The organism is Nocardia sp. CA-119907 (genome assembly GCF_050955995.1).
In the GTDB taxonomy this organism is placed as follows: domain Bacteria; phylum Actinomycetota; class Actinomycetes; order Mycobacteriales; family Mycobacteriaceae; genus Nocardia.
This window is the reverse complement of the sequence record NZ_CP192091.1, coordinates 3,401,560-3,427,879: the sequence shown is the minus strand read 5'-3', so window position 1 is coordinate 3,427,879 and position 26,320 is coordinate 3,401,560. Positions and strand designations below refer to the sequence as shown.

Genomic DNA, 26,320 nt, shown 5'->3' with positions numbered 1-26,320 from the left:
CCATATTGTTTCGGAGACATCTGGACCGACAGTCAAGTTATGGAGTTATTGATGCAGGCAATCGTAATGACGGGTGTAGGCGGACCTGAGGTCCTGGTCGCTCAGGACGTTCCGGCACCGCACCCCGGCCCGGGCGAGCTGGTGATCCGCGCCGAGGCGATACCGGTGCTGTTCCCGGAGACCAAACTGCGCTCGGGCGAGTTCCCGATGCCGGTCGAGCCACCGGTGGTCTTCGGCTTCCAGGCGGCCGGTGTGGTGACCGAGGCTGGAGCCGGGGTCGACGCGGCCTTGATCGGCCGACGCGTCGCGGTCGATACCGTCGGCTTCGGCTCCTACGCCGAATTCGTTTCCGCGCCAGCGTCTTCCGCGACCCCGATCCCCGACGGCCTGTCATCGGCCGACGCGGTCGCGGTCCTGATGAACGGTTCGGTGGCACTGCCGCTACTCGAGACGGCGGCGCTCACCGGCACCGAAACCGTGCTGATCGAGGCCGCCGCAACCGGAGTCGGCAGCGCACTCACCCAGCTCGCCAGGGAATTCGGAGCGGCGCGCGTCATCGCAACCGCGGGTGGTCCCGAAAAATGCGCGCGGGCACGGGAATTGGGGGCGGACGAGGTCATCGACCACAATGCGGCGGACTGGCCCGCCCTGCTGTCCGAAATCCTGGGCAGTACAACGCTCGACGTCGTCTTCGATTCGATCGGCGGCACCAGCGCCCTCGCACTGCTCGATACCATGACCCCGCTGCGTGGCCGAATGCTCAGCTACGGCTGGCTTTCCGGCGCTCCTGCCCAGGTCTCGGCCATGGACCTGATCACCCGCGGCCTCACCCTGACCGGTTGCGCCGGACCGAACTGGCTCGCCGAAGTCGCGCGAACCCGCCCCGCGGTCCTGAACCGCGCCGCCACCGGAACGCTCACTCCCCTTGTCGATTCGGTGCTGCCACTCGACCAGGCGGCAAAGGCGCACCAGCTGATCGAGGAGCGCTCCCCCATTGGCAAGATCATCCTGCAGCCCTGACTCCGCGGGCACCTACCGCAGGCACAGATGAATGAAATCATTTGTGGCCCAATGATGTTTCCCGTGAATCCGTGGAATCACCTTGTGCATCGTTGCACTGTGTGCATCCAATCGCGGGCCGTCAGGGCCGCCGAGCGAAGGCGGGTGCGTGTTCGGGCAGTACGCCCCGGGCCACCAGGAACGGGGGGACGGTCCGCAGTACGGGGATTCGACGCAGCACCCGCACCACCAAGGGGGTCCTGGCGGCATTGGCGATATCGATTCGGCCGGATAGCGCGGGGCGAATCGCGAAGGCGTGCAGGAATCGTTGCATGCCCTGGGTGACGGAGGTCGGAATGCTGCGGCGGCGCTGGACCTTGGCCAGGTCGTGGGTTGTCACCGTACCCGAAGCCAATGGTGCGGCAAGGATTCTCGCGGTGGCGACCGCATCCTGGACGGCGAGGTTGATACCTACTCCCCCGGCGGGGGACATCGCGTGGGCGGCGTCGCCGATACAGAGCAGGCCGTCGGTGTACCACTTGTCCAGGCGATCCAACTTCACGTCGAGCAGTTTCACATCGTCCCAGTCCCGCAGCGCAGCCACGCGATCGCGCAGCCACGGCGCGGCGTCGGCCATGCTGCGCACGATGTCGGCGACGGGACCGCGGCGGGCCACCGCATCACTGCCCTTGGCGATGAGGGTGGCAACCTGCCAGTAGTCGCCGCGGTCCAACATGACCACGGCGCGTTCGGCGCTGAGCAGCGCGAGCAATCCGGCCGGGTCGACATCGGTGCGTGGCAGGCGGAACCACCACACATCCATCGGCGTCGGCCAGCGGTGCGAGCGGAGACCGGCAGCGGCCCGCAGCACCGAGTCGCGGCCGTCGCAGGCCACCGTGAGATCGGCACGGATCTCACCGGTGTCGCCGTCGCGGGTCCGGTAGGCGACCCCGGCGATCCGGTGACCCTCCCGAATCACCGCTGTCGCCTCGGTATTCATGCGCAGCAGGAAGGTCGGTTCGCGATCGGCCGCCCGCGCCAACAGGTCGAGCAGATCCCACTGCGGCACCATCGCGATGTATTTGTGCTTGCCGGGCAGATGGTCGAGGCTGAACACCGCCTGCACCGAACCGCGGATCGGCAGTTGGATCGTATTCAGTTTGCGCGCGGGGAGTTTCGCGAATTCCTCCGCCAGCCCCAGCTCGTCCAACAGGTCCAGGGTGGTGGGATGTACAGTGTCGCCACGGAAGTCGCGCAGGAAGTCCTTGTGTTTCTCCAGAACGGTCACGTCGACACCGGCGCGGGCGAGTAGGAGTCCGAGCACCATTCCGGCCGGACCGCCGCCGACCACCAGACACGTCGTGCGCTCGGCCACGCGGGCCTCCCTCCGTGCTTGCGCGCCGGACGGACATTCCGCGGGCGCGGATGTATCGGTTCCCTTGGCTCAGCTCCATGGTAGGCCGCGTGGCCGTGCACAGGTCCGGAAATCGGCACCGCGCCAACCGAAACCCGCTGATAACAGCTGGTCAGCGGCGCAGGATGAAGAAGTACGGCTCGCCCATTCCCCGCATATCCATGACCCCGAGCAGCGTATCCGCATCGACACGCCGGAAGTGGTCGATGATCGGCAGGTGGTCGTAGGCCATCGCGGCACTCACCACACCGCGGTACTCGACATCGCGCAAACGCGCTGCGGGCCTGCGGGTTCGGATCGCCGGACCGATTACCGGCAAGAGCTTCCGTACCGCCTCGACCCCCGCGATCGGCACCTTACCGGCAAGGCCGAGGGGTACCCGGCGCGGATCGACGGCGAAGATCTTTCCCGACGCGTCGGCGAACAGCAGCGGATGCACCGATTCCGGATCGTCGAACTGTTTGCCGTACCAGCCCGAGGCGACGAGCACGCCGGCGAACGGATGTCCGGTATCGAACTCCTCGCCCCGCCAGCGCCCCACGGTGACCTCCGCGACTCTGGCCGCGGGCAACCGATCGAACAGCTCCCACGCTTGCTCCGGGGTGCACCGACCACCGAGCAGTTCCGCCAGCTCGACAGCTGACCCCGCGCGTCCTACCTCGGCCATCTCCAACCCTCTCATCGACGGCAACATTGCAAGAGAAACACTATCTGTCTCTCAAAGTCTCGGCGGAGCCGCCACCCGGACCGCATCCCCACCGGGGAAAGCAGCAGGTCTCAGAAGGGTGCGTCGGTCGCGAGCTGCCCGACCTCCGGCAGATAGGGGTCGAGCTCCCCGGATTCGAAGCGCGACATGCCGATGACATGCCAGAACTGTCCGGCGGTATTGCCTTCGAACTTGTAGCGACCATCCGGCGCGAGCGCCGCCCAACCTTCTGACAGACCGAGCAGAATTGCCCGGATCGACGGTGCGACTGCGACATCATCCTGCGGACGCGACCACACGATGATGTTCCCGTCATCGCCACCACTGGCCAGTACCCGGCCGGACGGGTCGAAGCTCAGCGACCAGACCCGGCGCTTATGTCCTTCGAGCGTATGCAAATGACGTCCGGATGCCATATCCCACAGTCGGACAACCAGATCGTCGCCGCCGGTGGCCAAGATGCCGGTGTGCGGGTCGACCGCGGCGGTCCACAGTCGGCCGGTGTGCCTGGTCAGCTGATGCAAGTCGATTCCGGACTCGAGGTCCCAGATCCGGACGGTCGTGTCCCAGGAGACGCTGGCCAGACGATCATGATGGAAGGCGACCGCATACACCCGATCGCGATGACCACGCAGCGCGCGCAGGAACCGGCCCGACCGCACATCCCACAACCGGACGAAGGAATCGTCGCAGCCGGTGGCCATCAGGGTGCCCTCGGCATTGAAGGCGATAGACCGCACCCGCCCGCGATGTTCGGCGCAAACGGCGTGCAGCGCACCGGTCGTGCGCACCCAGATGATCACCGTATCGTCGTCATTGGCGGTGGCCACGAAGTCGCCGGTGGGGTCGAAGGCAATCGCCCAGATCGGTGCGGATTCGACATTGATGTGCCGCTCGTACAGGTCGGTATCGAGATTGAACAGGCTGAGCCGCCCGTCGTTGCCGACCATGCCGATCTGCTGCGGCCGCACTGCGCTGAATACCGCCGATTCGAAGGTGAGCAGGCGATCCTCGCTGCCGATCAGCCTGCGAACCAGCCGACCGGCCACCGGATCCCAGAGCCGCACCACACCGTCGTTGCCGACTCCCGCGAGCAGCGTGCCGTCGGCGTTGAAGGTGACGGTGCGGACCTGGCGGCCGTGACCGGTCAGCGTGTGTTTGCAGGCGCCGGTGACCGGATCCCAGAGACGGGTGGTGAATTGGTCGTCGGTAATGGCCAATTGGGCGCCATCCGGGCGGAAGGCGAACGGCCAGATCGAGCCGGTGTGTGCGGTGAGCCGATGCCGCAGTTCCCCGGTCGTGCTGACGCGCAGGCACACCAGTCCCGCGCTGTCGCCCGAGGCGAGCAGGTCACCGGACGGATCGAAGGCCAGCCAGTAGATGGCGGCACTGTGATCGGTGAGCGCCTGTCGTTCGGCACCGGTGTCGGCGTCCCACAGGCGCAGTCCGCCATCGGTATCCCCGCTCGCCAGGATCGGCAGATGCGGATGGAAGGTCACGGTGTACACCCGCCCGGTGTGACCGGGCAGATCGCGAATCTTGCGGCAGCTCAGCGGATCCCACAGCGCCAAAGTGCCGTCCACACCGCCGACCGCGAGCAGTTCACCGGTCGGATTGAACGCGACCCGGAACACCGAGCCGGACGAACCACTGAATTGGCCGGTCTCCCTGCCGGTTTCGATATCCCACAGCCGTACCGTCCCGTCTCGATAGGAGGCCGCGACCAGCGGTCCGTGAATCGCCAGGCTGTAGATCAGTTCTCGACCGCTCGCAGCGGAGCGGCATTCGTGGCGGAGTTCGCCGCTGGGCAGCGTCCAGAGGCGCAGCACCCCCTCGGCGTCGCCGGTGGCCAGCAGATCACCGGCGGGGCTCAGTACGACGGGCCATGGCCAATTCTTGTGCCCCTGCAGAATTCGGCGCAGTTCACCGGTAGCAGCATCCCAGATGGCGACGGTGCCGTCACCGGATCCGGTGATCAGCACCGTCTCGGTGAAGGCCACCGCGAAGGCTCTGGACCGATGTGTCTGCAGCGTGCGCAGCGGTCTTCCGGTCTCGCTATCGCAGATGAGCACGCCGCCGTCATCACTGCCGATGGCGAGGGTGCCGCCGTCCGGATTGTAGGCGACCGGCTGCGGCAGCCTGCCGTGTCTGGCGTGGAAGCCGTGCCGGACTCCGATTGCGGCCGGGGCGAATTCGGTCTGCGCCGCGACCCCCGGCACCCAGGCCGCGCCGTGCTGATCGGTGCCGCTGGGGCTACCGGTGACATCGATCAGTGCGGCGCGAGTCCAGCGGCTGCCGCTGGCCCGCGATCCGGTCAGATCGGTGTGCACCAGTCGCGCGCGGGTCAGATCGGCCTCGCCGAGATCCGCGCCGACCAGGCTGGCCTCGTCGAGCCGGGCGCCGACCAGCCGCGCACCGTGCAATACGGCGCGCTCCAGGTTGGTGCCGACCAGCCGGGCGCCGGTGAGATCGGCTCCGGTGAGATCGACATCGCGCAGATCCCGGTACGACAGATCCTCCCCCGCCAGGCTCGCACCGCGCAGGTCCGCGGTGGGCGCGGTCCGCAGTCGGGTCGTCACCCGAATGGCATTGGTGCGCGAGACATCGTCGGCCGCCTGGTCCGCGAGCACACCTTCGGCCCATGCGCGCAGTGCCCGGTTATCGGCGAGATCGCAGAGGAAGTCGATCGAAAGTTGCGATAGGGGCGCTTGGGCGAGCTGTGCGGGTGCCGCGATGGCGACCTCGAACTGTTCGGCAATGTGGTTGGCCACCAGCCATTCCATTACCGAGGAATGGATGAAGCCGAACAGGTTGTCCTCGGTGCGCACCAGCAGACTGCCGGAGCCGATGGCATGCGCCGACTGCTGCACCGACATTCGGGTCGACCCGGTCAGTTCGGCCAGACCCGCTGCCACCTCGGTCAATTCGGATAGCCGCAAATACGGTTCGCCGGTCTCCCAGATGCGCAGTGCGAATGCAGTCACCCCCAGCCACAATTCGTGCAGGCGCAGCCCGGGCAGTGCGCCAGCGACGCCCGCGGTCCGATCGGCCTCATAGGTCAGCCAGGATTCGAGGATCTCCCGGTACAGCCCGGCCGGACCCACCGCCTGCTTGGCGCCCGCGGCCGCGCGCAGCCGCCGTTCGTCCAGATCGGCGATGAAGCCGAGCATTCTCGGATTCTGTGCGAGTCCGAGCAGATCTTCGATACCGGTGATCAACCCCATCCTGGCATCCGCGCGACGCACATCGCCGCCGTAGCGGTTGGTCAGGAAGGCGTGGATCTGCACGGGGGCGAAGTCCTCGATGCTGACGATCCGTCGATCCTGGAGCAGACCGACCCTTTCGCCGAGCGCGGTGAGCACCTGGGCGCGGGATTCGAAGTGCTGGGTCCGGCTCGCCACAATGATCTTCGCCTTGCCGACCGCGGCTTGCAGCAGGGTCTCCAGATGGTCGGCGGCGAAGTCGTAGCTGATCCGGGTGACGAGTTCGTCGAAACCGTCGAACAGCAGCACCACGCGGCCCTCGCGCAGCATGTAGTGCAGCGCCTTGAGATCGATCCGATCCTCGCCGTGGTTGGCCAGATGTGCGGCGACCAGACCGTCGACCGAATGGGTCTTATCCAGTGCGCGCAGATCGATGAGGATCGGGATCAGCGCGGGCATGGTTTCGGTGATGCGTCGGGCCAACTCGCGCAGCGCGAAGGTTTTACCGCGGCCGAAATCGCCGAGTATCAGGATGAATCTGCCGTGGTCGGCGGCGACCACCTTCATCAGTTCACCGACCAGATCGTCCCGGATCAGTTGGTCACCGTGTTCCAGGATCCGGAAGCGTTGCGGCACATACAGCTCCGGCGGATAGGTGCGATCGGTACGCAACCGCGCGGCCTGATGGGTGAGATAGTCGTCCAGATCGAGCAGGCCCTGGAATTCGGTGAAGCTGCGCACCCGCAGACCGTGGCTGGCGGCCTCCTCGCGCAGTGAACGCGGCGGCGCCGCACCGCGATAGACGAGTTCGGAACCGTATTCCGGATCGTGGCCGAGGAAGTCCTCCACCACCTGGCGCGTCATATCGCCGACGTGCACACCGATGCGCCACTGGGCGATGACCTCGTCGAACTCCCTGGTGATGAGCAAGTGCGGCGGCTCCACCTCGACGCGACGGATCTTCGCACCGGGATAGCGGGTTTCGCATACCTCGGCGACGCGCTCGAGCAGTCGACCGTGCGGGTCGACCGCCGGGGCCTCGGCGGGCGGTTCGGGTAGTTCGGGCTCGTCCGGACCGAGGAGTTCGGGTTGTTTGGCCGTGGGCAGCGCGGCCGCAGTCTTCAGCCAGTCGAGCTCGAGTTGCCCGGTCGTATCACCCCGCCCGGAAAACCGGGCCAGCCCCGCGGCGGTGAGCTGGATGATCTCATCGCGGCCCGGCGCGGCGGCGGGCAGCACGGGTAACGTGCCGTCGAGCCGGTCCAGATGCGGCCCACCGGGTCCCGGGCCGTGCACCAGCAGATTCAACCGGCTGCCCAGCAGCCGCGACAGCGTGTCGGCATCGCGCAGCAGATCCGGGTCGTGTGCGGGCGTGCCGGCACCGGGCAGCGGATCGTGCCGGATGACGCCGAGGCGCAGCCACCCGTTCTCCTCGAACGGGCGTAGCCGCTCGGCGAACCACGCCGCCTGGGGTTCCCCTATCCGACCGTATTCGTCCTCGGGCAGATGGGTCGCGGCCATGGTCGAATTCAATCCGGCCACCACGACACGCAATTCGGGAATCGGGAACAGTGTCCACGGCTGCCCGACATCGAAGACGAGGTGGTCCAGCCCCTGATACAGCGCGGCGAACATCCGCGCGTACTGCTCCAACTTCGGGAAGTACGGCGGCTGTGGCTTGCGATCGCGGGCCTCACAGCTCAGGAAGTACGCGTGGCAGGCGGGTTTGGACACATCGTGGTTGCCGGGCACCACGATCAGCCGATCCGGACCGAGACCGAGTAGCGTGCGCAGACCGCTCAGAAAGGTCAGCGCCTCGTCGATCTCGCGCGGACGGCCGGATTCGGTCATATCGCCGGAAACCACGATCAGATCCGGTTTGGCCACACCCTGATTCACCAGATGGGTGACATTGGCGTGGATGCGCGCCTGCAGTTCGGCCGCGGTGCTCGGCTCATCCGGGCCGAGTAGGCCGCGACCGAATCGCGGTCCCGCCACATGCAGCACCGAAACGCCGGTGCGCTGCTCGTCGCGCTGTGCGGCACCGGGAAACGCCGGAGCCGTCACCGGTGTGCGGCGGCGCAGCACGGATTCCACAGTGTCCGACCGGGTTTCGGCGGCGAACCGGTCCGGCGCGCGGCCAGGGCCGTCGTGCGGAAAGCCCGGTTCCGACGGCGGCTTCGCCCGCCCCGCGAGCAGATGCCCGACCCGCTCGAGCAGGATTCGGCGCGCCTCATCGGCACTGGACACCCGCACCAGATCGAGGTAGGTGATGGTGGCGAGCAGGCCCTCCAGCGCGCATTCGGCGATGCGCACCGGCATCAGCTTGCCCGGATCGGTTCGGTAGGCCGCCTGCCATTCCATGGTTCCGTAGTACGAACCGAGATAGTTCTCCGACAGCACGACCAGCACCACCGCCGAATCGCGCACGCCGCGATCCATAAAATCGATGAAGTTCGTGCCCGGGACGAAATCCCAGGCCTGGATGAGGGTGGTGTAGCCAGCGCTCTCCAACTGCCAGGCCAACCAGGTGGCCCAACGCTCGTCGGCCGGTGAATAGCTGATAAAGAAGTCCCGCCGCCCGCCCGAAGTCACAGCATCAGTATGCCCCGAGGGGTCGCTACACCAAACGGAAGAAGATCAATGCGAAGCGAGGCGAATCAAGAAGTGCCCCAGCCGATATGCTGCATGATGGGGCGTGTGTCCGAACAGGTCGATTCCGCTGCGGAGAACCCGCCGTCGAGTGCCCTGACGTCCGCATCGCCGCCCAGATGGGGGCTGAGCACGCTGGATCGGGTCCGGCTCGGACTGTTCGCGGCCGGGCTGCTGTGTGTGGCGACCGGATTGCTGCCGCGCGCCGAAGCCGCCGACAATATGCGCCGGATCGGGCCACTGCTGCTGTTCCTGTGCAGTGTGATCATTCTCGCAGAGCTCACCCGACAGGCGAAGGTCTTCGATGTGATCGCCCACCGGCTGGCCATTCTTGGCCGGGGCTACTATCCGGCGCTGTTCCTGCTCTGTGTGCTCTTCGCAGCGGCGACCACCACACTGCTCAATCTCGATACCACGGCCGTCCTGCTCACCCCGGTCATGCTCGCGCTGGCCACACCGGCGCGCATTCCACCGCTGCCGTTGGCGATGACCACACTCTGGCTGGCCAATACGGCGAGTCTGCTGCTGCCGGTCTCCAACCTCACCAATCTCCTCGCCGCCGATCGAGTCGCGTTGCGCGCCACCGATTTCGCGGCGCGGATGTGGGCGCCGCAGTTGGTATCGATCACCGCGACAATGGTGTGCCTATGGATCTGGTACTGGCGGCGCGGACAACGCGAGACCGACCGATACGTACCGCCCGAGCCGATCCGCCCGGCGAACGCCGGTGAGCGCACGCTGCTCTATACGACGGCGGGCGCGTGTCTGCTGTTCATCCTGGCCATACCGTTCGTGGGTGACCGGATCGGTATCGCCGCCACCCTGGCCGCCGCGATCGCGGTGGCGGCCTTCGCGATCCTGGACCGATCCTCGCTGCGCTGGTCGCTGATCCCCTGGCAGCTCCTGGTTTTCGTGGTCGGACTGTTCCTGCTGGTGCCGACGCTGAGCCGATTCGGTCTAGCCGATGCGATGCGCGCGCTGATCGGTGACGACTCCGGCACTGTCGGGGCCTTCCGCGCGGCCGGGGCCGGGGCCGGGTTATCCAATGTCGCCAATAATCTTCCGGCCTACACGGCCGGCGAGGCGGTCATTCCCGAAAGTCATGGCAATCAGTTGCTCGCCCTGTTGATCGGCACGAATATCGGGCCGATTGTGACGCCGTGGGCGTCGCTGGCCACACTGCTGTGCCTGGAGTTCTGCCGGAAGCACGGAGTGCGGGTGCCGATGCTGCGGTTCGTGCTCACCGGGCTCGGGTTGGCAACCGTCGCGACGGCAGGAGCGGTCGCGGCCCTACTCGTGACCGGATAGCCGCACTTCGGGCTCAGCCCGGCAGACCGGTGACGGTGACATCCGCGGCCGCCTTCACCAGCAGCGTCAGGTCCGGGAGCATTTCGGCGCTCGCGGCAATGAAGCTCACCTCACCGGTCGGCAGATCGAGGCGATCATCGAGCGGCGCGCCGTCGAAATCGGTGAGATGCAGACCGGATTCGCGAGCGAGCAGGGTTCCGGCGGGGAGATCCACCAAGCCCGCCCGATAGCCGACAAAACCGTCGATATCGCCGCGCGCGAGCATGACCCAGCACAGTAGCGGCGACCAGAGTTGGATCAGGCGGCGCGAGCCGGATTCCAGGGACAGCCGCAGGGCACGTGCGGCCGCATCCGTGCGGCCCACCGGATACCCCTGCAGCCAGGCCAGCGTCGGCGCGGAGTCGCTGGCCCGATGTGCCGGGCGGTGTATCGGGCCGCCGGGTCCGTTCGCACCGCCGCCGCGCACGGCCGACCAGGTGCGGTCCGATACCGGCTCGTGAATGACGCCGAGTACCGGTATTCCGTTGTGGCACAGTGCGATACCAACGGTACAGACCGGCAGTCCGATGGCGATGTTATTGGTACCGTCCAGCGGGTCGACGACCCAGCACCAGGCATCGTCCACCCCATCGAGACCCGACTCCTCGGCGAGGATGCGGTGCTCGGGAAAGGCCCGACGAATATGGCCGACGATGAGATGTTCGGCGCGTACATCCAGATCGGTAACCAGATCACCGGCCGCATCCTTGATCCGCACGGTCAGCGATCCGGCCAGACCCGCGCGAATCGCCCGCCCCGCCTCGATCGCCGCCTCGACCGCGACCGACCGCGCGAGCGCGAGGATCGCGTCCGGCGGCTCTTCGCGCAATGCCTCGATCCCGACCGAATCGGTCCGATTCACCTGGGGGACAGCCAGATTCATCACGTCGCTCGCTCGCATCGGTCCTCCAGCTGTTCCGGCAGGGTACTCAGATGATCCAGCACGGTCTCGGCGGCCTGCCGGGTTTCGGTTGTGGTGCACGCGGTTCGGTGCACCCAGTGGTCGGCGGTGGCGAGGCCACCGAGCGATCGGTCCGGTCGGCCGGGTCGTGCCTCGCCCAGCACGACGGTGGCCGCCTCGCCCGGTACGTCGGAGACGTGAAATACCCCGTGCGGCAGCGTGTATACCTCGCCCGAGTGGAAATGTTCGGTCGATCGGATGCGGCTGGTGACCAGTTGTGCGGTCGCGCGCACCACATCACCGTCGGCGGCACTGTGGATTTCGAATATCCGGTGCGTCGGCCGATCCGTAGCGCCTGTCACGTCGAGGATCTGGTTGCCGACCCGGCCGTACAGCACCGCGCTCAGCAGATCCCAACTGTGCGCGTGCATCGGCGAGGTCGTCGGCTGGGCGCGCAGCCCCGCGGTCCAGACATGCACGCAGACGCCGCGACCGCCGCCGCGCCAGACGGGAAAACACAGGAATCCCAACGGATGCCGGACGGGGGTGACCTCGACACGACCGCCCAGCACACCGGTCATCAGGTCGTAGGTCCAGCGGCGCACGGTATCGCTGGCGACCGCGCGCCGCTCGCTCGACGCGACGGGCCCCGCCGCGTCGGAGCCGATCAGCGTTAGGAGACGGTCGTAGTCGTTCATTCAGTACGGATTCCTCGGCTGTAGCGCGCGGCGCACGATATCGGCGACATCGCGATCGGTGTAGGTCGCCGGTAACGCCAGTCCGAGCGCATCGAACAGCCCGCGGGTCTGATCGACGGACGGCTCATCGGCCAGCGGCAGCTCCTCGCTGCGGCTGAGCGGCACCTGCCTGGCCTGCTTGAAACTCGCCACCAGTTCCCGGTTGAAGTCCCGGTAGTAGGGCTTGTCCCGTTCGAACATCAGGGCCGGGGTGTTCGGATTGTCCTGGGTGACAATGACGCAACTCGACGACAGGTCCCAGCGGAAGGTCGTCATCACCGTCGACAGACCGACGTCGATGGTCAGGAAGGTGAAGCGCTGCCGGAACCAGCAGGCGGCGAGCACCGTCGCGAAGGACTCCTTGCGGGTGCGTTCGGTGGTCCACAGTTCGCCGGTGCGGTCGGCCTCCGGGACCAGCGACGAGCGGAATTGCGCGTAGGTCTTGCACAGCTGCTCATTGGTCGGGTCGAGGACCTCGACCTGGATCCGCAGCGGACGCTGTTCGCGGCGGGCGTTTTCGACGCATTCGCGCAGTGTGACGGCCCGCAGATAGGTTCCGGTGCCGCCTTTGAACAGCCACTGCTCGGTGCCGCGTCGCGCGAGGGTATGCGCGTGCCCGATCTCCGGACCGTACAGCAGCTGCACCGAATTCGAATCCCGAATCGCCTTGGCCGACAGGTGCCGATCACGCAGCAGCGTGGTGGCCAGCAGACCGAGCACCAGCAGAATGACGGCGTTGATCAGATCCGCATCGAAGAAGCCGATATCGATCAGCGAGATCACACCGAAGATGACCGCGAGAACCAAGGCGACGAGACCGTCGATATTGTTCCGCAGCCAGATCAGCACCCGTGCCATAGGTTTTCGGCCTCCCCTGGGGTTTCTCCCCAGGATAGGTGCACCGGTGCCGACGCAGCGAGCGAACCGTCAAGTCCCGCTGGCGGGCCGGTGCGTCGACACCGCGGCCAGTCGCGCGGTGAGGAGTCGGCGGGCTCGGTCGTAGGGGGCCGATTCGCCGAACAGCAGCGCGTCCTGGGCCGCGGTGCGTGCGATGGCGTCGAGCTCGAAGGCAAGGTCGGCGGGCTCGCTATCGGCGACGATCTCACCGAGGTCGATAGCCTCGGCGACAGTGGTTTCGTAGAGCCGCAACCAGTCTCGCCGCGATGCTGCCACGGCGTCGCGCACCCGGCCGGGGCGGGCATCGAATTCCGCGACAGCGGAGAGGAAGAAGCAGCCACCGCTGAAGTACGGCTTCGCGGCATAGTCCAGCCAGGACTCGGCGAGCGCGTGGACGCGACGGATACCAGCGGGCGCGCGTCGCGCGGGCTTCACCACATGCGCGACGAAGACCTCGACCGCCGCGCGGACGGTGGCGAGCTGGAGTTCCTCCTTCGAGCCGAAGTGCGCGAAGACGCCGCTCTTACTGAGGTCGAGTTCGGTCGCCAGACGCCGCACGGACAAGCTTTCCAGGCCCTCGACCGAGGCGATATCCATGGCGCGGTCGAGGATGACGCGGCGGGATCGCTCACCGCGCTCCAAACGCTTGTCGACCTTGGTCTCGACGGTCATCGGTACCTGCCTTTCGTCCGAGGTCGAGCATAGTCGACGGACGCTTGTCCTGATTGTTTTGAACCGAATCAGCTGGATCATCTAGCTGTTCGACGGTATTGACAGGCAACGGCCGCCAAGTAATAGTACGACTGTCCATTAAGTTTGCCGATCATCGTCACCAACCACGGCGCACCCGACAGACCCCACCGCTATCGGCGAGGCGAATTGCAGTGCCGAGACGCGACCTGCGGACACACCGACCGCTCGAAAATCTAGGACGAGCGTCCACATTGTCAAGGTGAGAGGACAGATCATGCGCGCTATTCAGCAGGAGCACTGGGGTGGGCCCGAAACCATGCGACTCGTGCAGATCGAGCGGCCGAAACCGCTGTACACCGAAGTGCTGGTGAAAGTCATTGCGGCGGGGGTGAATCCGGTCGACTGCTTCAGCCGGCAAGGGCGGGCGTACACCGATGCACGGACGCTGCCCTTCGTCAACGGCTGGGATGTCGCCGGAATCGTCGAGGAGGTCGGCTACGGCGTCACCCGGTTCCGGCCCGGTGACCGGGTGTACGGCATGCCGTGGTTTCCGCGCACGGCGGGCGCCTACGCGGAGTATGTGACCGCACCGTCACACCAATTCGCCCGCATGCCAACGGGTTCGAGCTTCACCGAGGCGGCGGCGCTGCCATTGGCCGCGCTCACGGCCTGGCAGATGCTCGTCGACATCGCGAAAGTCGCTCCCGGACAGCGCGTTCTGGTCTCCGCCGCGGCAGGCGGCGTCGGCCACCTCGCCGTGCAGATCGCGAAATCGTTCGGGGCGTATGTGCTCGGCACCGCACGCTCGGCCAAGCACGACTTCCTCGCCGAACTCGGCGCCGACGAGACCATCGACTACACGACGACCGATATTGCCGCCACGGTCCGCGATGTCGATATCGTGATCCAGATGTACGGCGGCGATCCGGCGCTGCGCATGCTCGAAACCTTGCGTCCCGGTGGCATTCTCGTCAACGGACAGGCGGCATGGACCCCCGGAATGGACGAGCGCGCGGCCGAACTCGGCGTGCGCGCCAGCACCTTCCTGGTGGAACCCGACCGCGCCGACCTCGAATCACTGACCGATCTGGTCGAAAAGAATCAACTGCGCCCGCACGTCGAAACGGTGCTGCCGCTGGAGCAGGCGGCCGAGGCACACCGACTGATCGAACTGGGCCGAACCACAGGGAAGATCGTGCTCGCCGTCGCCGAGTGACCCAGTACACACCATGGCCCCTTGACCTCGAGTGCGGTTGAGGAACCAGGATCGACCCGTGCTCAGGTTCGCCGAATGCGACGCACCATTCGTCGAAGTGCGCTGCCGATCCCGGCACACCCGAATCCGCGAGCCGGTCAGCGTCGAAGGCTCGCGGTTCGCTCCCACTGGGCCGGTACACCCACCAGTGGGAGCGCGGGTGGGCACCCAGCGCGCATGTGTGTCCTGAAACGTCAACAGCCGCACACCATTTCGGTGCGCGGCTGTGCGGGTGACGATCAAGCGGAGACGGCGATCTCCCACTCGTACACGGTGAGCTCCGACGACCCGGTGGTGTGCACCGGGTCGGTGAACGCGATCGCGCGGGCGGCTTCCAGACTTTCGGCGTGGATCACGTAGGCACCGCCGGTGCCATCGGTGAAACGTCCGCTCTCCACCAACTGCCCACCCTCCAACAGTTCGTTGAGGAACTGCCGGTGCGGCTCGATGGCGGCCGGGTCGAAGGTTGGCTTGCGCATCGCCATGACCAGGTACTTGTTGGTCACGCCTGCGGCTCCGAACGCGGCGCCCTGGTCGCCGCGGCGGCGGCGCGCACCTGCGGGGCCACCAGCACGACCTGGCCGAGCACACCGTTGACGAATCCGGGCGAATCGTCGGTGGACAGCTCCTTGGCCAGCTCGACCGCCTCGTCGACGGCGACGACCGGCGGAACATCGTTGGCGTGGAACAACTCCCACACCGCGATGCGCAGAATGGCCCGGTCGACGGCGGGCAGCCGGGACAGCTCCCAATCCTTGAGGTAGGACTCGATGGTGCCGTCCACCCGATCCAGATCGTCGGCGACGCCCTCGACCAGGGTCCGGGTGTAGGCGTGCACCGGGGCGACCGCCTGATCCTGGGTGGCCAGTTCGGCCCGCTCGCTGAGCAGGTCGGCCGCGTCCACATCGCGCGCTTCCGCCTCGAAGAGCAGATCGACCGCCCGGCGGCGGGCCTTGTGGCGCGCGCCGAGCTTCTTGAACGTGGACTTCTTGTCTACGGGCTGTTCCGCCACAGCAGTCATTATCCCTGTTTGCCTGGAGGGGCGATCAGGCGTTGACTCGGCCGAGGTAGCTGCCGTCGCGCGAGTCGATGCGCAGCTTGTCACCGGTGTTGATGAACAGCGGAACCTGCACCTCGGCGCCGGTCTCCAGGGTGGCGGGCTTGGTGCCGCCGGTGGAGCGGTCACCCTGCAGGCCGATATCGGTGTGCTGCACCTCGAGTTCCACGGTGACCGGAAGTTCGACGTAGAGCGGCGCACCCTCGTGGGTGGCGACCTGCACGACCATGTTCTCCAGCAGGAAGCGGGCGCCGGGACCGATGGTGTCCTCGCCGATGGAGATCTGGTCGAAGGTCTCGCCGTCCATGAAGACGTAATCCGTGCCGTCGTGGTACAGGTAGGTCATATCGCGACGGTCGACGGTGGCGGTCTCCACCTTGACACCCGCATTGAAGGTCTTGTCGACGACCTTGCCGGACAGCACGTTCTTCAGCTTGGTCCGCACGAATGCAGGGCCCTTACCCGGCTTGACATGCTGGAATTCGACGATCTGCTGAAGCTGACCGTCGATCTTCAGCACGAGGCCGTTCTTGAAGTCGCTGGTGTCCGCCACTGTTCTCGGATCTCCTAGTTCATGAATGTTCGGGCAACCGGCGTCAGTCGACGACGGTCAGGTCTTTGCTGGTGTTGGTGAGCAGATCCGGGCCCCCCTCGCGCACCACGAGCGTGTCCTCGATCCGGACGCCGCCGCGGCCGGGGAAGTACACACCTGGTTCGACGGTCACCGCCACGCCAGACAGAAGTGTACCGGTTCCGGTTTTGGCGATTCCCGGCGCTTCGTGGATCTGTAGCCCGACACCGTGCCCGAGACCGTGCACGAACAGCTTCCCGTGCCCGGCTTCCTCGATCACCGCGCGTGCCGCCGCATCCACGTCGGTGACCTGCGCGCCGGGCTCGAGCGCCTCTCGTCCGGCCCGCTGCGCCGCCTCGACCAGCGCGTACACCTCGCGATGCCAGTCGGAGGCGGCGCCGAGCACGAAGGTGCGGGTCATATCGGAGTGGTAGCCACCGACCACCGCGCCGAAGTCGATCTTGACGAAGTCACCGGTGGCGAGGACCGCGTCGGTGGGCCGATGATGCGGAATGGCGGAATTCGCGCCGGTCGCCACGATGGTCTCGAAGGCGACCGCGTCGGCGCCGTGTTCGAACATCGCCCACTCCAGATCCCTGGCGACCTGACGTTCGGTGCGGCCGGGGCGCAGGCCGCCGCGTTCCAGCAGGGTCGCCAACCCGGCGTCACCCGCGGCGCAGGCGGCGCGCAACTGCTCGATCTCATAGGCGTCCTTGACCATGCGCAACTGTTCGACCAGCCCCGGCGTGGCCACGAGCTCCAAACCGGTCTTCTGCTCGATGAATCCCCGATGCTGGTCGACGGTGACGACGTGACTTTCGAAGCCGACCCGGCCGAGCTGCCACTCCCCCGCGAGCTCCACGATGCGCCGGGCGGTGGCCCTGGCGATTTCGGCGCGCAGATCCGGCACCTGCTCGGCAACCTGGCTCAGGTAGCGTCCGTCGGTCCCGATCACCGTGCGGTCCTCGGCATTACGCATATCCCACGAGGTCACCACCAGCGTGGCATTGGACCCGGTGAAACCGGTCAGGTACCTGATGTTCACCAGATCGGTGACCAGCAGCGCATCGACCTCGTTTTCCACCAGCAGACTCCGCAGCGCACCACGGCGCGCCGCGTAGTCGGGCCCACGGCCCGCAGGATCAGCAGACATGTGTCAAAACTACCGCCGACACGCCGTGGACTCCGCATAAAACACCGGCATAAACCGTGCCGTACCCGACGTATTCGGCACGATGTCCCGTTCCCGAAGCCGCTCCGACGGCTCCGATTGCTACGTTCGGGCCATGTCGACGACCACGCGGATGCGACGCGGGCTGATTTCCGGCATCGTGGCCACGCTCGTGATCGGCGCACTCGTGTCCTGTGCCTCGTCCGCGCGGACCACACAGACCACCGAGCACGGCACACCCACCGCGATCGACCTGCAGGCGCACCGCGGCGGACGCGGCCTCACCATCGAGGAATCGCTCGACGGCTTCGCCAAGGCGCTGCGGCTCGGCGTGACCACCCTCGAACTCGATATCGTGCTCACCGCCGACAAGACGCCACTCATCTGGCACGACCCGGTGCTGCTCGCGGAGAAATGCACCGACACCGCCCCCGCCTTCCCTGACGATCCGCAATTCCCGTACGTGGGCAAGGTGATCCACGATCTCACCTACGCCCAGACCCAGACCCTGGACTGCGGCAGCCGAACATTGCCGAATTTTCCGCGCCAGCAAGCGGTTCCCGGCAACCGGATCGCCACGCTGCCCCAGCTGTTCGACCTGGTCAGCGCGCACGGCGTGGACGGGGTGCGCTTCAATATCGAAACCAAGGTCGAGGCCGATAAGACCGAACAGTCTGCTACGCCGCAGGAGTTCGTCGACACCATCCTCGGCGCGGTCGCGCAGGCGGGAAAGACCGATGCGGTGGAGATCCAGAGCTTCGACTGGCGCACCCTGCCGCTGGTGCGCAAAGCCGCGCCGTCGGTACCGCTCGTCGCGCTCTATGACGACACCACCTTCGTCGCCGGCTCGCGCTGGCTCGGACCGGTTCGCTACGAGGATCACCCGGGGGATCCGCTCGCCGCGGTGCGGGCTCTCGGTGCGGATATCGTCTCGCCCGGATATTCGGTTCCCTACGGCAAGAAGGCGGGCGAGCCCGGATTCGCCCTCATCGCCGACCGGGGCTATGTCGACAACGCCCACCGCCTCGGTCTGCGGGTGATTCCCTGGACGGTGAACGACAAGGCCACCATCGCGGCCCAGATCGATACCGGCGTCGACGGCGTCATCACCGACTATCCGGATGTCATGCGAGAAGTGCTCCAGCAGAAAGGTCTTCCGCTTCCTGCGGCCTATCGATAGCCACTGCCGAGCGAGTCGATCGATGTTCACATATCGATCGGTTATCCCCAATCCGAAGATCGAGGCTGATTCAGCGGGCGCTGGAGACGAGGCTGGTAGCCATGTCTCCCATCGCATTTGCCGTGTTGGTGGCCTGGTGCGCGGTCCTGACCGCAGTCGATCTCCGGCAGCGCCGACTGCCCAATGCGCTCACCGCGTCCGGCGCCATGATCATCTTCGGATATGCGCTGTTCACAACACAATTCACAGCAGCGGCAGTCGGTGCTGTCCTGCTCGCGGTGCCATATCTCTTGGTGCACTTGATCACACCCGGTGCGCTCGGGGCAGGGGATGTGAAACTCGCCGTGGGACTGGGCGCGGTCGCCGCGATCGGCGGTGCACAAGTGTGGGTCCGGGCGGCCATGGCGGCCCCGGTCCTCACCGCCGCATTCGGACTGGCCGTGCTGGCCCTGCGGCGGATTCGGTCCGGCGACGATCGAGCCGGACCGCAGGCGCTGCCCCATGGCCCTGCCATGTGCCTGGCGACGGTGCTGAGCCTGGCGGCGGCACCTGGCTAGCCGATCCCATGGCGCGGGACGCGCGAGCGTGCCGGTCATCACGCCGGGCCGCGTGCCGGAGCACCCGCGCCGACATGGGAAGATGGACGGCGTGCTGCGCTGGATAACTGCCGGAGAATCCCATGGTCCCGCTCTCGTCACCATCCTCGAGGGGATGGTGGCCGGTGTCGAGGTGACATCGGAGGAGATCTCCGCACAGTTGGCGCGCCGTCGGCTCGGGTACGGGCGCGGCGCCCGGATGAAGTTCGAGGCCGACAAGGTCACCGTGGTCGGCGGGGTGCGCCACGGGCGCACCATGGGCGGCCCGGTGGCCATCGAGATCGCGAACTCCGAATGGCCGAAGTGGACGACGGTGATGTCCGCGGACCCGGTCGACGAGAGCGAACTCGCCGATCTGGCCCGCAACGCGCCGCTGACCCGGCCCCGGCCCGGCCATGCCGACTACTCCGGCATGCTCAAGTACAACTTCGACGACGCCCGCAATGTGTTGGAGCGGGCCAGCGCTCGCGAGACCGCCGCGCGTGTCGCGGCGGGCACCGTCGCCAGGAACTTCCTGCGGCAGGCCTTCGGTGTGGAGGTCGTCTCGCACGTCGTCTCGATCGGTACCGCCGCCAACACCACCGGCGTGGTGCCGACCCCCGCCGACCTGGCCGCGATCGATGAGAGTCCGGTGCGCGCGTTCGACAAGGACGCCGAGGCCGCGATGATCGCCGAAATCGAGGCCGCCAAGAAGGACGGCGACACCCTCGGCGGCGTCGTCGAGGTAGTCGTGGACGGGCTGCCCGTCGGACTCGGGTCCTTCATCAGCGGTGCGGACCGGCTCGATTCGCGACTCGCGGGCGCGCTCATGGGCATTCAGGCGATCAAGGGCGTCGAGGTCGGCGACGGCTTCGAAACCGCGCGCCGGCGCGGTAGCCAGGCCCACGATGAGATGCGGCCGGGACCCGACGGTGTGCTGCGCTCGACCAACCGCGCGGGCGGTCTGGAAGGCGGCATGACCAACGGCGAACCACTACGCGTGCGCGCCGCGATGAAGCCCATCTCGACGGTGCCGCGCGCGCTGTCCACGGTCGATATGACCACCGGCGAGGAGGCCGTCGCCATCCACCAGCGCTCCGACGTCTGTGCGGTGCCCGCCGCGGGTGTGGTCGCCGAGTCCATGGTCGCGCTGGTCGTGGCGCAGGCCGCGTTGGAGAAGTTCGGCGGCGATTCGCTGGTCGAGACCACCGACAACATCACCAGCTACGTCAAGCGCGTCAGCACCCGACCACACGTGCCGCAATGATCGTGCAGTCCGATCCGCGCGCACCGCGCGTGGTGCTGGTCGGACCGCCGGGGGCGGGGAAATCGACGATCGGCCGCAAGCTCGCCAGGGAACTCGGTGTCGAGCTGTACGACACCGATGCCGGGATCGAGCGCGAGACCGGGCGCACTATCCCGGAGATCTTCGCCGAGGACGGCGAGCCCGAATTCCGCAGGATCGAGGAGCGGGTGGTGCGGCGCGCCATCCTCGCCGAACGTGGCGTGGTCTCGCTCGGTGGCGGGGCCGTGCTGTCCAATGACACCAGGGCACTGCTGCGCAATCGCACCGTGGTGTATCTGGAAATCAGTGTGGCCGAAGGACTTCGGCGTACCGGCGCGAGTACTCAGCGGCCGCTGCTCAACGGTGCGGATCCGGGTGCGAAGTACCGCGAGCTGATGCGCAAGCGCAGGCCGCTGTACCGGGAGGTCGCCACGGTGCGGGTGCGTACCGACGGCCGCAGTCCGGGCCGGGTGGTGCGGATGATCATGGCCAAGCTGGGCATGGAATCGGTGCTGCCGCAAGATGCGGAGCCCGATTCGACCGGAACTACGTCGGATACCGCGCAAAATGCCGCGAGCGCATCGACCCAAGCCGCAAAACCCCAGGGCAGCAGCAGGTCACGGGCCCGCCGCGCGACCCGACGTCGTGCGGCTGCGCGGCGCCGGGCCGCCGCACAGGCCGATGCCAACGAACCAACGGCCTCCGAACGGGTCAAGACAACCACCGCGCCGAGCGACCGAACCAAGCCCACCGGCAAAATCTCCAATGGCCCCTCCGGCTCCGAAGGATCCGGTGATGCGCCGACCCCCGGCAGCCGGTCCCGGCGCACCCGGGCCCGCCGCGCCCGCGCGCGAGCGCTCAACCAAACAGCACGCACAGAATCGGAGCCGAGTACCCGTGAGTGAAAGCCCAGCCGAGCCGACTCGCATCGAAGTCCGCACCGCCGACCCGTATCCGGTGATCATCGGCCGTGGCCTGCTCGGCGAACTCGTCGACTCGGTCGCTGGCGCGACCACCGGCGTGCGCACCGTCGCCATCTTCCATCAGCCGCCGCTGGCCGAGACCGCCGAGGTGGTCCGGAAGGCGCTGGCCGACAAGGGGATCGATGCGCACCGCGTCGAGATCCCGGACGCCGAAGCGGGTAAGGATCTGGCCGTCGCGGGCTTCTGCTGGGAGGTGCTCGGCCGCATCGGCCTGACCCGCAACGATGTCGTGGTGAGCCTCGGCGGCGGTGCGGCCACCGATCTGGCCGGATTCGTGGCCGCCACCTGGATGCGCGGGGTGCGGATCGTGCATGTGCCGACCACGCTGCTGGCCATGGTCGACGCGGCCGTCGGCGGTAAGACCGGCATCAATACCGAGGCGGGCAAGAATCTCGTCGGCAGCTTCCACGAACCGGCCGCGGTGCTGGTGGATCTCGCGACCCTGGAGACGGTGCCGCGCAATGAGATCGTCGCGGGTATGGCCGAGATCATCAAGGCCGGTTTCATCGCGGACCCGGTGATCCTGGAGTTGGTGGAGCGCGATCCGGAGGCGGCCCTCGATCCGACCGGTGACGTACTGCCCGAGCTGATCCGCCGCGCGATCCAGGTGAAGGCCGATGTGGTCGCCGCCGATCTCAAGGAAGCCAGTCTGCGCGAGATCCTCAATTACGGCCACACCCTCGGCCACGCCATCGAGCGCCGCGAGCGCTACCGGTGGCGCCACGGCGCGGCCGTCTCGGTCGGTCTGGTCTTCGCCGCCGAACTCGGCCGCCTCGCCGGTCGGCTCGACGATGCGACCGCCGACCGCCACCGCGCCATCCTGGCCAGCGTCGGCCTGCCCACCAGCTACGACGCCGACGCCCTGCCTCAACTCCTGGACGCCATGCAGACCGATAAGAAGACCCGCTCCGGCGTTCTGCGCTTCGTCGTCCTCGACGGCCTCGCCAAACCCGGCCGCCTCGAGGGCCCCGACCCCACCCTGCTCGCGGCCGCCTACTCGGCGATCGCCCGCGAGGACAGCCCCAGCAGCGGCGTCATCCTCCTGTAGTCACAGAGCGAAGGCGACCGCTTGGCCATATCGGCCAGGAGGTCGCCTTCGGTCGAATTCGCGAGCGGGCTATACGGGGTTCGCAGCCGACCCCGGCACCTGCGGTGCGGGCGGGTTCACGGACTTGTTCAGCCGACGGTCGGCAATTATGCGGCCGATGCCGACGCCGATCAGGCCCGGGATGAAGACCAGCAGGACGATGAAGGAAGCGCCCGCGGTCAGCTCGAAGAGCAGGCCGTTATCGCCGAGATCGAACTTGGGCAGCCAGTCCAGCAGCCACGAGACCAGGCCACTGCCGACGCCAGCGGCGACCGCCGTCTTCAGCCACAGGATGGTCAGATCCGAGCCGTGCTCGGGGTCCGGATGGACCTCACGGTCCTTGCGCCCGTCCAGCACGCCCCAGAACACGACAGCCAGCAGCAGCACGACCAGGCACAACGGCCGCATCCAACTGCCCTGGGTCGGCCAGTACACCATCGCGAATCCCAGCACGGCACGCAGGGAGACGACCAGCGCACCGAGCACTATGGCCCGCAACACCCAACCATTCATGGTCAACACCATAGCCTCGACTCGGCCGGATCCAAATGAGAACCGGTTACAGATGTATCGCCGCGGCCATTTCCGTACGCGGCGCGGGGCGGCCGGTGAACTGCTCGACCTGCCCGTAGGCCTGGTGCAGCAACATCTCCAGCCCACTCACCACGGTATGCCCCGCCCGCGCGACCGCGACGGCCAGCGGGGTCGGCCACGGGTTGTAGATGGCGTCGAGCACCACCGGTGCGGTGGCCACCGCCTCGGCGACCACGGCCGCGGCCTCCGCCGGAATCGTGCTCACCACGGCGCCCGCGTCGGCGCACACCGCGCGCAACGGGCCGGGGTCGAAGGTGATCATGGTGGCGGTCATGCCGAGACGTTCCGCGAGATCGATTGCCCCGCGTGCCCTTCCGGCATCCCGCGCGACGACGGTCACCGCCTTCGCGCCGAGTTCGGACAACGCGAGTAGCGCCGGGCGCGCGGTGCCCCCCGCACCGAGCACCACAGCCTCGGTGAGCTCGCCGACACCACCACTGCGCAACGCGCCGAACACCCCGTCCACATCGGTGCAATCAGCACGCCAGCCGCCGCTGGCCGGTGCCTCTGCCGAAACCGCCGCGCTCGCGCCGGCGTCGATCCGAACCAGCGTATTCGCCGACCCGACCAGCACGGCCCGCTCGGTCCGCTCGCTCGCGTACGCCAGCGCGGCCTCCTTGCCCGGCATGGTCACCGAAAGCCCGACCCATTCGGGACCGAGTCCGTCGACCAAGCCCGGCAGCTCCTCGGCCGAACATTCGATCCGCTCATAGGTCCAGTCGAGACCGAGCGCGCGGTATGCGGCCAGGTGCAGCTCCGGCGAACGCGAATGTGCGATCGGCTGCCCGAGCACCGCCGCCTTGCGCTGGCCGCTCCCTTTACCGTCCACTGTCGAGAATCCCACTCTGCCTGGCCTTTTCGATATTGCGCAGATGTTCGCTGTAGCTCTCGGTGAACAATGTGGTCCCCTGCTTGTCGATGGTCACGAAGTACAGCCAGGTCCCCGGCTCCGGATTCTCCACGGCGCGCAACGCATTCAGTGACGGCGCCGAGATCGGCGTAGCGGGCAGCCCCGGCATGGCGTAGGTGTTCCACGGTGTCCGCTTGGCGCGGTCGGTATCGGTGGTCGCGACCTCGGTGCGATCCAGCGCGTAGTTCACCGTCGAGTCGAACTGCAGCGGCTGGTTGACCTCGAGCCGGTTCACGATCACCCGCGCCACCTTGCCCATATCCTGCGGCAGCGCTTCGCGTTCCACCAGCGAGGCGGCGATCAGGGCCTGATACGGATTCAGCTTCGTTTCGCCGCCCGACTGCAGCAATCCGGTCGACTCGTAACTGCGCGCGCTCGCACTCACCAGTTGCTGCAGGATCTGCTGCGGCGTGCCGCTCGGATCGAAATCCCAGGTACCAGCGGCGATCAGACCCTCGAGCTGCCGGCTGCGGTCGGGCACATCACGCACCCGCTGTTCGGCCCAGCTCGGCACGCCGAGGGCGGCCAGATCCGCGCCCGATCCGGCGGCGTCGAGCTGGTCATAGGCGATGCACTTCTTATTCGGGCCGGTGCCCACGCAGCTGGCATCCGCGATCTTGCGGTAGATGCCGTCCTTGCGTGAGCCGGTATTCACATCCTGCTGATCGTGCAGCTGCCTGCCCTCGGAGACGACCAGATTGCCCACCCGCGAATCCTTGCCGAGCAGCGCCGTCACCGCCTGCGCGGCCGGGCTGTGGCTCGGGATCGCGTAGTACCCGGGCTGCACCGCGTTCATATTCGTATTGCGCACGGCCGCTTGGAAGAATGCCTGGCTGCTCGCGACAACACCCTTCTGCAGCATCGCGTCCGCGATCTGGTTCGAAGTGTCGCCCGGATGCACCTGCACCACCACCAGCGGTCCGGCCGGACCCGCGAAATCCTCTGGCGCGCCGAACATTTTGGCCAGCTTCAGCCCCGCGAAGACCGCGGCGCCGACGAACAGCACCACGAACATCGCGCCGATGAGCCACAGATACCGGCGGCGCTTCTTGCGCTCGGCAGCCTTGCGTGAGGCCGCCCGCGAGCGCCGGCCACGCGACGGCGCGCTGCGCTGACGCTCCGAGCGGCGTTCCTCGCCACGGCTCCCGCCGCGCTGGGTCCGGGGCCGCCCGGACCGCGCGGGACCGCCACCGGCCCGGCCGCCGCCCAACCCGTCACCACGCGAGCGCCGGGGCGGCGCGCCCTCACCACGCTCGGCACTCGAAGCGCGGCCCCGCCGCGGCTCCCCGTGCTCGGCGCGCTGCGGCGCCGCGCGACGCGAACGCTCAGCCGGGAGCGGTTCGTCCGGACCCTCGTCGGTGTAGCGCGGGATGACATTGGTGTCGTCGTCGTAGTCCTCCCAGGCTTGGTCGTTTCGCCGGTAACGCCGATCAGCCTCGCGCTGTCGGAACCGTTCCTCGGCTCGCGTCCATCGATCCGTCATGCACCGTCTCCGGACTCAGACGCCGCTTCGGCCGACCTCAACACCGCACTCCGTTCGTCCAACCATCCCTGCAGGATCGCCACGGCCGCCGCCTGATCGATCACCTGCCGCTGGCCACGCGCGCGAACACCACTGTCCCGCAATGCACGTGCAGCTGACACCGTAGTCAAACGTTCGTCGGAAAGTCGGATAGGCACGGGTGCTATGACTGCGCGCAAACGCTCCGCGAATGCGATCGCCAAACCGGCCGCGGTGCCCTTTTCCCCACGCAATGTCCGAGGCAGGCCGACGATCACCTCGACGGCCTCATACTCCCGCACAATTTCGGCAATTCTGGAAATATCGCTTGCCGGACCGGATGCGCGCCTATCCGGCTTCGCACGCGGCACCGTCTCCACAGGGGTGGCGAGCACGCCGTCCGGGTCGCTGGAGGCGACCCCGATCCGGACGCTGCCGACATCTATGCCGATCCGCCTGCCGCGACCGGGATCGGTCGCGGGCGACGGGCGGTCGGCGCCTGTACGCGAAGCGCCCTCGGGATCAGCCCTATGCGAAGCGCCCTCCCGATCAGCCCTACGCGGAGCGCCCTCCCGATCAGGAGAGCGCGCCTCCGACGAATGATG

General features: G+C 67.3%; 21 protein-coding genes and 2 pseudogenes. 8 read left to right on the top strand and 15 right to left on the bottom strand.

Features of this window, described 5'->3' with window-relative positions; translation table 11 throughout:
- Positions 1-51 precede the first annotated feature (51 nt).
- The gene (locus ACQP2D_RS15180) at positions 52-1,020 is read left to right on the top strand and encodes a quinone oxidoreductase family protein (protein WP_433684333.1); all 969 of its coding nucleotides are present in this window, start codon (positions 52-54) and stop codon (positions 1,018-1,020) included.
- 121 nt (positions 1,021-1,141) lie between these two features.
- Here the strand turns inward: ACQP2D_RS15180 and ACQP2D_RS15175 are convergent, their stop codons facing one another.
- The 3 genes from ACQP2D_RS15175 to ACQP2D_RS15165 form a co-directional block, all read right to left on the bottom strand.
- The gene (locus ACQP2D_RS15175) at positions 1,142-2,374 is read right to left on the bottom strand and encodes an FAD-dependent oxidoreductase (RefSeq protein ID WP_433684332.1); all 1,233 of its coding nucleotides are present in this window, start codon (positions 2,372-2,374) and stop codon (positions 1,142-1,144) included.
- Between the two features lie 151 nt (positions 2,375-2,525).
- The gene (locus tag ACQP2D_RS15170; protein ID WP_433684331.1) at positions 2,526-3,095 is read right to left on the bottom strand and encodes a DUF4334 domain-containing protein; all 570 of its coding nucleotides are present in this window, start codon (positions 3,093-3,095) and stop codon (positions 2,526-2,528) included.
- Positions 3,096-3,190: 95 nt separating this feature from the next.
- Entirely contained in the window at positions 3,191-8,914 is a 5,724-nt protein-coding gene (locus ACQP2D_RS15165; protein ID WP_433684330.1) for a TIR domain-containing protein, read from the bottom strand.
- 96 nt (positions 8,915-9,010) lie between these two features.
- Here ACQP2D_RS15165 and ACQP2D_RS15160 point away from each other — a divergent pair, with 96 nt between their 5' ends.
- On the top strand, positions 9,011-10,279 hold the full coding sequence (locus ACQP2D_RS15160; RefSeq protein WP_433685661.1) for an SLC13 family permease: 1,269 nt from the start codon (positions 9,011-9,013) through the stop codon (positions 10,277-10,279).
- A 13-nt stretch (positions 10,280-10,292) separates the two neighbouring features.
- On the opposite strand, the gene ACQP2D_RS15155 is transcribed toward ACQP2D_RS15160, so the two are convergent.
- The 4 genes from ACQP2D_RS15155 to ACQP2D_RS15140 all read right to left on the bottom strand — a co-directional run bounded on the left by ACQP2D_RS15155 (position 10,293) and on the right by ACQP2D_RS15140 (position 13,525).
- On the bottom strand, positions 10,293-11,219 hold the full coding sequence (locus ACQP2D_RS15155; RefSeq protein WP_433684329.1) for an inositol monophosphatase family protein: 927 nt from the start codon (positions 11,217-11,219) through the stop codon (positions 10,293-10,295).
- Positions 11,201-11,917: a hypothetical protein gene (locus tag ACQP2D_RS15150; protein WP_433684328.1), complete on the bottom strand. Its 717-nt coding sequence runs from the start codon at positions 11,915-11,917 to the stop codon at positions 11,201-11,203. Before ACQP2D_RS15150 ends, ACQP2D_RS15155 begins: the two co-directional genes overlap by 19 nt.
- Positions 11,918-12,814: a hypothetical protein gene (locus ACQP2D_RS15145; RefSeq protein ID WP_433684327.1), complete on the bottom strand. Its 897-nt coding sequence runs from the start codon at positions 12,812-12,814 to the stop codon at positions 11,918-11,920.
- Between the two features lie 69 nt (positions 12,815-12,883).
- The gene (locus ACQP2D_RS15140) at positions 12,884-13,525 is read right to left on the bottom strand and encodes a TetR/AcrR family transcriptional regulator (RefSeq protein ID WP_433684326.1); all 642 of its coding nucleotides are present in this window, start codon (positions 13,523-13,525) and stop codon (positions 12,884-12,886) included.
- 295 nt (positions 13,526-13,820) lie between these two features.
- Here ACQP2D_RS15140 and ACQP2D_RS15135 point away from each other — a divergent pair, with 295 nt between their 5' ends.
- On the top strand, positions 13,821-14,762 hold the full coding sequence (locus ACQP2D_RS15135; protein WP_433684325.1) for an NADP-dependent oxidoreductase: 942 nt from the start codon (positions 13,821-13,823) through the stop codon (positions 14,760-14,762).
- A 278-nt stretch (positions 14,763-15,040) separates the two neighbouring features.
- On the opposite strand, the gene ACQP2D_RS15130 is transcribed toward ACQP2D_RS15135, so the two are convergent.
- From ACQP2D_RS15130 to ACQP2D_RS15115, 4 genes are read right to left on the bottom strand one after another with little or no spacing between them, the layout of a single operon-like run.
- Positions 15,041-15,307, bottom strand: coding sequence for a YciI family protein (locus tag ACQP2D_RS15130; RefSeq protein WP_433684324.1), 267 nt, complete (start codon positions 15,305-15,307; stop codon positions 15,041-15,043).
- Entirely contained in the window at positions 15,304-15,813 is a 510-nt protein-coding gene (nusB, locus tag ACQP2D_RS15125) for a transcription antitermination factor NusB (protein ID WP_433684323.1), read from the bottom strand. Before nusB ends, ACQP2D_RS15130 begins: the two co-directional genes overlap by 4 nt.
- A gap of 34 nt (positions 15,814-15,847) precedes the next feature.
- A complete protein-coding gene (gene efp, locus ACQP2D_RS15120) occupies positions 15,848-16,411 on the bottom strand; it encodes an elongation factor P (RefSeq protein ID WP_433684322.1) in 564 nt (187 codons plus the stop codon).
- Between the two features lie 43 nt (positions 16,412-16,454).
- Complete coding sequence (locus ACQP2D_RS15115) at positions 16,455-17,582, bottom strand: M24 family metallopeptidase (RefSeq protein ID WP_433684321.1); 1,128 nt, start codon at positions 17,580-17,582, stop codon at positions 16,455-16,457.
- 166 nt (positions 17,583-17,748) lie between these two features.
- Here ACQP2D_RS15115 and ACQP2D_RS15110 point away from each other — a divergent pair, with 166 nt between their 5' ends.
- The 5 genes and pseudogenes from ACQP2D_RS15110 (at position 17,749) to aroB (ending at position 22,671) form a co-directional block, all read left to right on the top strand.
- Positions 17,749-18,780, top strand: coding sequence for a glycerophosphodiester phosphodiesterase (locus ACQP2D_RS15110; RefSeq protein ID WP_433685660.1), 1,032 nt, complete (start codon positions 17,749-17,751; stop codon positions 18,778-18,780).
- A 101-nt stretch (positions 18,781-18,881) separates the two neighbouring features.
- Entirely contained in the window at positions 18,882-19,337 is a 456-nt protein-coding gene (locus ACQP2D_RS15105) for a prepilin peptidase (RefSeq protein WP_433684320.1), read from the top strand.
- A 91-nt stretch (positions 19,338-19,428) separates the two neighbouring features.
- Entirely contained in the window at positions 19,429-20,622 is a 1,194-nt protein-coding gene (aroC, locus tag ACQP2D_RS15100; RefSeq protein WP_433685659.1) for a chorismate synthase, read from the top strand.
- Positions 20,619-21,137: pseudogene (locus ACQP2D_RS15095) on the top strand (shikimate kinase); the annotation flags it as partial. The gene aroC and the pseudogene ACQP2D_RS15095, both read left to right, overlap by 4 nt.
- Positions 21,138-21,537: 400 nt before the next feature.
- Entirely contained in the window at positions 21,538-22,671 is a 1,134-nt protein-coding gene (gene aroB / locus ACQP2D_RS15090) for a 3-dehydroquinate synthase (RefSeq protein ID WP_433684319.1), read from the top strand.
- 69 nt (positions 22,672-22,740) lie between these two features.
- Here aroB and ACQP2D_RS15085 read toward each other — a convergent pair whose 3' ends face one another.
- The 4 genes and pseudogenes from ACQP2D_RS15085 to ruvX form a co-directional block, all read right to left on the bottom strand.
- Positions 22,741-23,223 carry a B-4DMT family transporter gene (locus ACQP2D_RS15085; protein WP_433684318.1) on the bottom strand — a complete coding sequence of 161 codons (483 nt, stop codon included), beginning with the start codon at positions 23,221-23,223 and terminating at the stop codon, positions 22,741-22,743.
- Between the two features lie 46 nt (positions 23,224-23,269).
- Positions 23,270-24,133, bottom strand: coding sequence for a shikimate dehydrogenase (locus tag ACQP2D_RS15080; protein WP_433684317.1), 864 nt, complete (start codon positions 24,131-24,133; stop codon positions 23,270-23,272).
- On the bottom strand, positions 24,123-25,697 hold the full coding sequence (locus ACQP2D_RS15075; RefSeq protein ID WP_433684316.1) for an endolytic transglycosylase MltG: 1,575 nt from the start codon (positions 25,695-25,697) through the stop codon (positions 24,123-24,125). The genes ACQP2D_RS15080 and ACQP2D_RS15075 overlap by 11 nt, the downstream gene beginning before the upstream one ends.
- Positions 25,694-26,227, bottom strand: a pseudogene (gene ruvX, locus ACQP2D_RS15070) (Holliday junction resolvase RuvX); the annotation flags it as partial. The pseudogene ruvX and the gene ACQP2D_RS15075, both read right to left, overlap by 4 nt.
- Positions 26,228-26,320: the final 93 nt, after the last annotated feature.

What these genes read in the sequence shown, in the direction of transcription:
- ACQP2D_RS15180 (WP_433684333.1), top strand. Translation starts at nt 52, where the DNA reads ATGCAGGCAATCGTAATGACGGGTGTAGGCGGACCTGAGGTCCTGGTC.
- ACQP2D_RS15170 (WP_433684331.1), bottom strand. Translation starts at nt 3,095, where the DNA reads ATGAGAGGGTTGGAGATGGCCGAGGTAGGACGCGCGGGGTCAGCTGTC.
- ACQP2D_RS15160 (WP_433685661.1), top strand. Translation starts at nt 9,011, where the DNA reads ATGGGGCGTGTGTCCGAACAGGTCGATTCCGCTGCGGAGAACCCGCCG.
- ACQP2D_RS15155 (WP_433684329.1), bottom strand. Translation starts at nt 11,219, where the DNA reads ATGCGAGCGAGCGACGTGATGAATCTGGCTGTCCCCCAGGTGAATCGG.
- ACQP2D_RS15150 (WP_433684328.1), bottom strand. Translation starts at nt 11,917, where the DNA reads ATGAACGACTACGACCGTCTCCTAACGCTGATCGGCTCCGACGCGGCG.
- ACQP2D_RS15145 (WP_433684327.1), bottom strand. Translation starts at nt 12,814, where the DNA reads ATGGCACGGGTGCTGATCTGGCTGCGGAACAATATCGACGGTCTCGTC.
- ACQP2D_RS15140 (WP_433684326.1), bottom strand. Translation starts at nt 13,525, where the DNA reads ATGACCGTCGAGACCAAGGTCGACAAGCGTTTGGAGCGCGGTGAGCGA.
- ACQP2D_RS15135 (WP_433684325.1), top strand. Translation starts at nt 13,821, where the DNA reads ATGCGCGCTATTCAGCAGGAGCACTGGGGTGGGCCCGAAACCATGCGA.
- ACQP2D_RS15115 (WP_433684321.1), bottom strand. Translation starts at nt 17,582, where the DNA reads ATGTCTGCTGATCCTGCGGGCCGTGGGCCCGACTACGCGGCGCGCCGT.
- ACQP2D_RS15105 (WP_433684320.1), top strand. Translation starts at nt 18,882, where the DNA reads ATGTCTCCCATCGCATTTGCCGTGTTGGTGGCCTGGTGCGCGGTCCTG.
- ACQP2D_RS15085 (WP_433684318.1), bottom strand. Translation starts at nt 23,223, where the DNA reads ATGAATGGTTGGGTGTTGCGGGCCATAGTGCTCGGTGCGCTGGTCGTC.
- ACQP2D_RS15075 (WP_433684316.1), bottom strand. Translation starts at nt 25,697, where the DNA reads ATGACGGATCGATGGACGCGAGCCGAGGAACGGTTCCGACAGCGCGAG.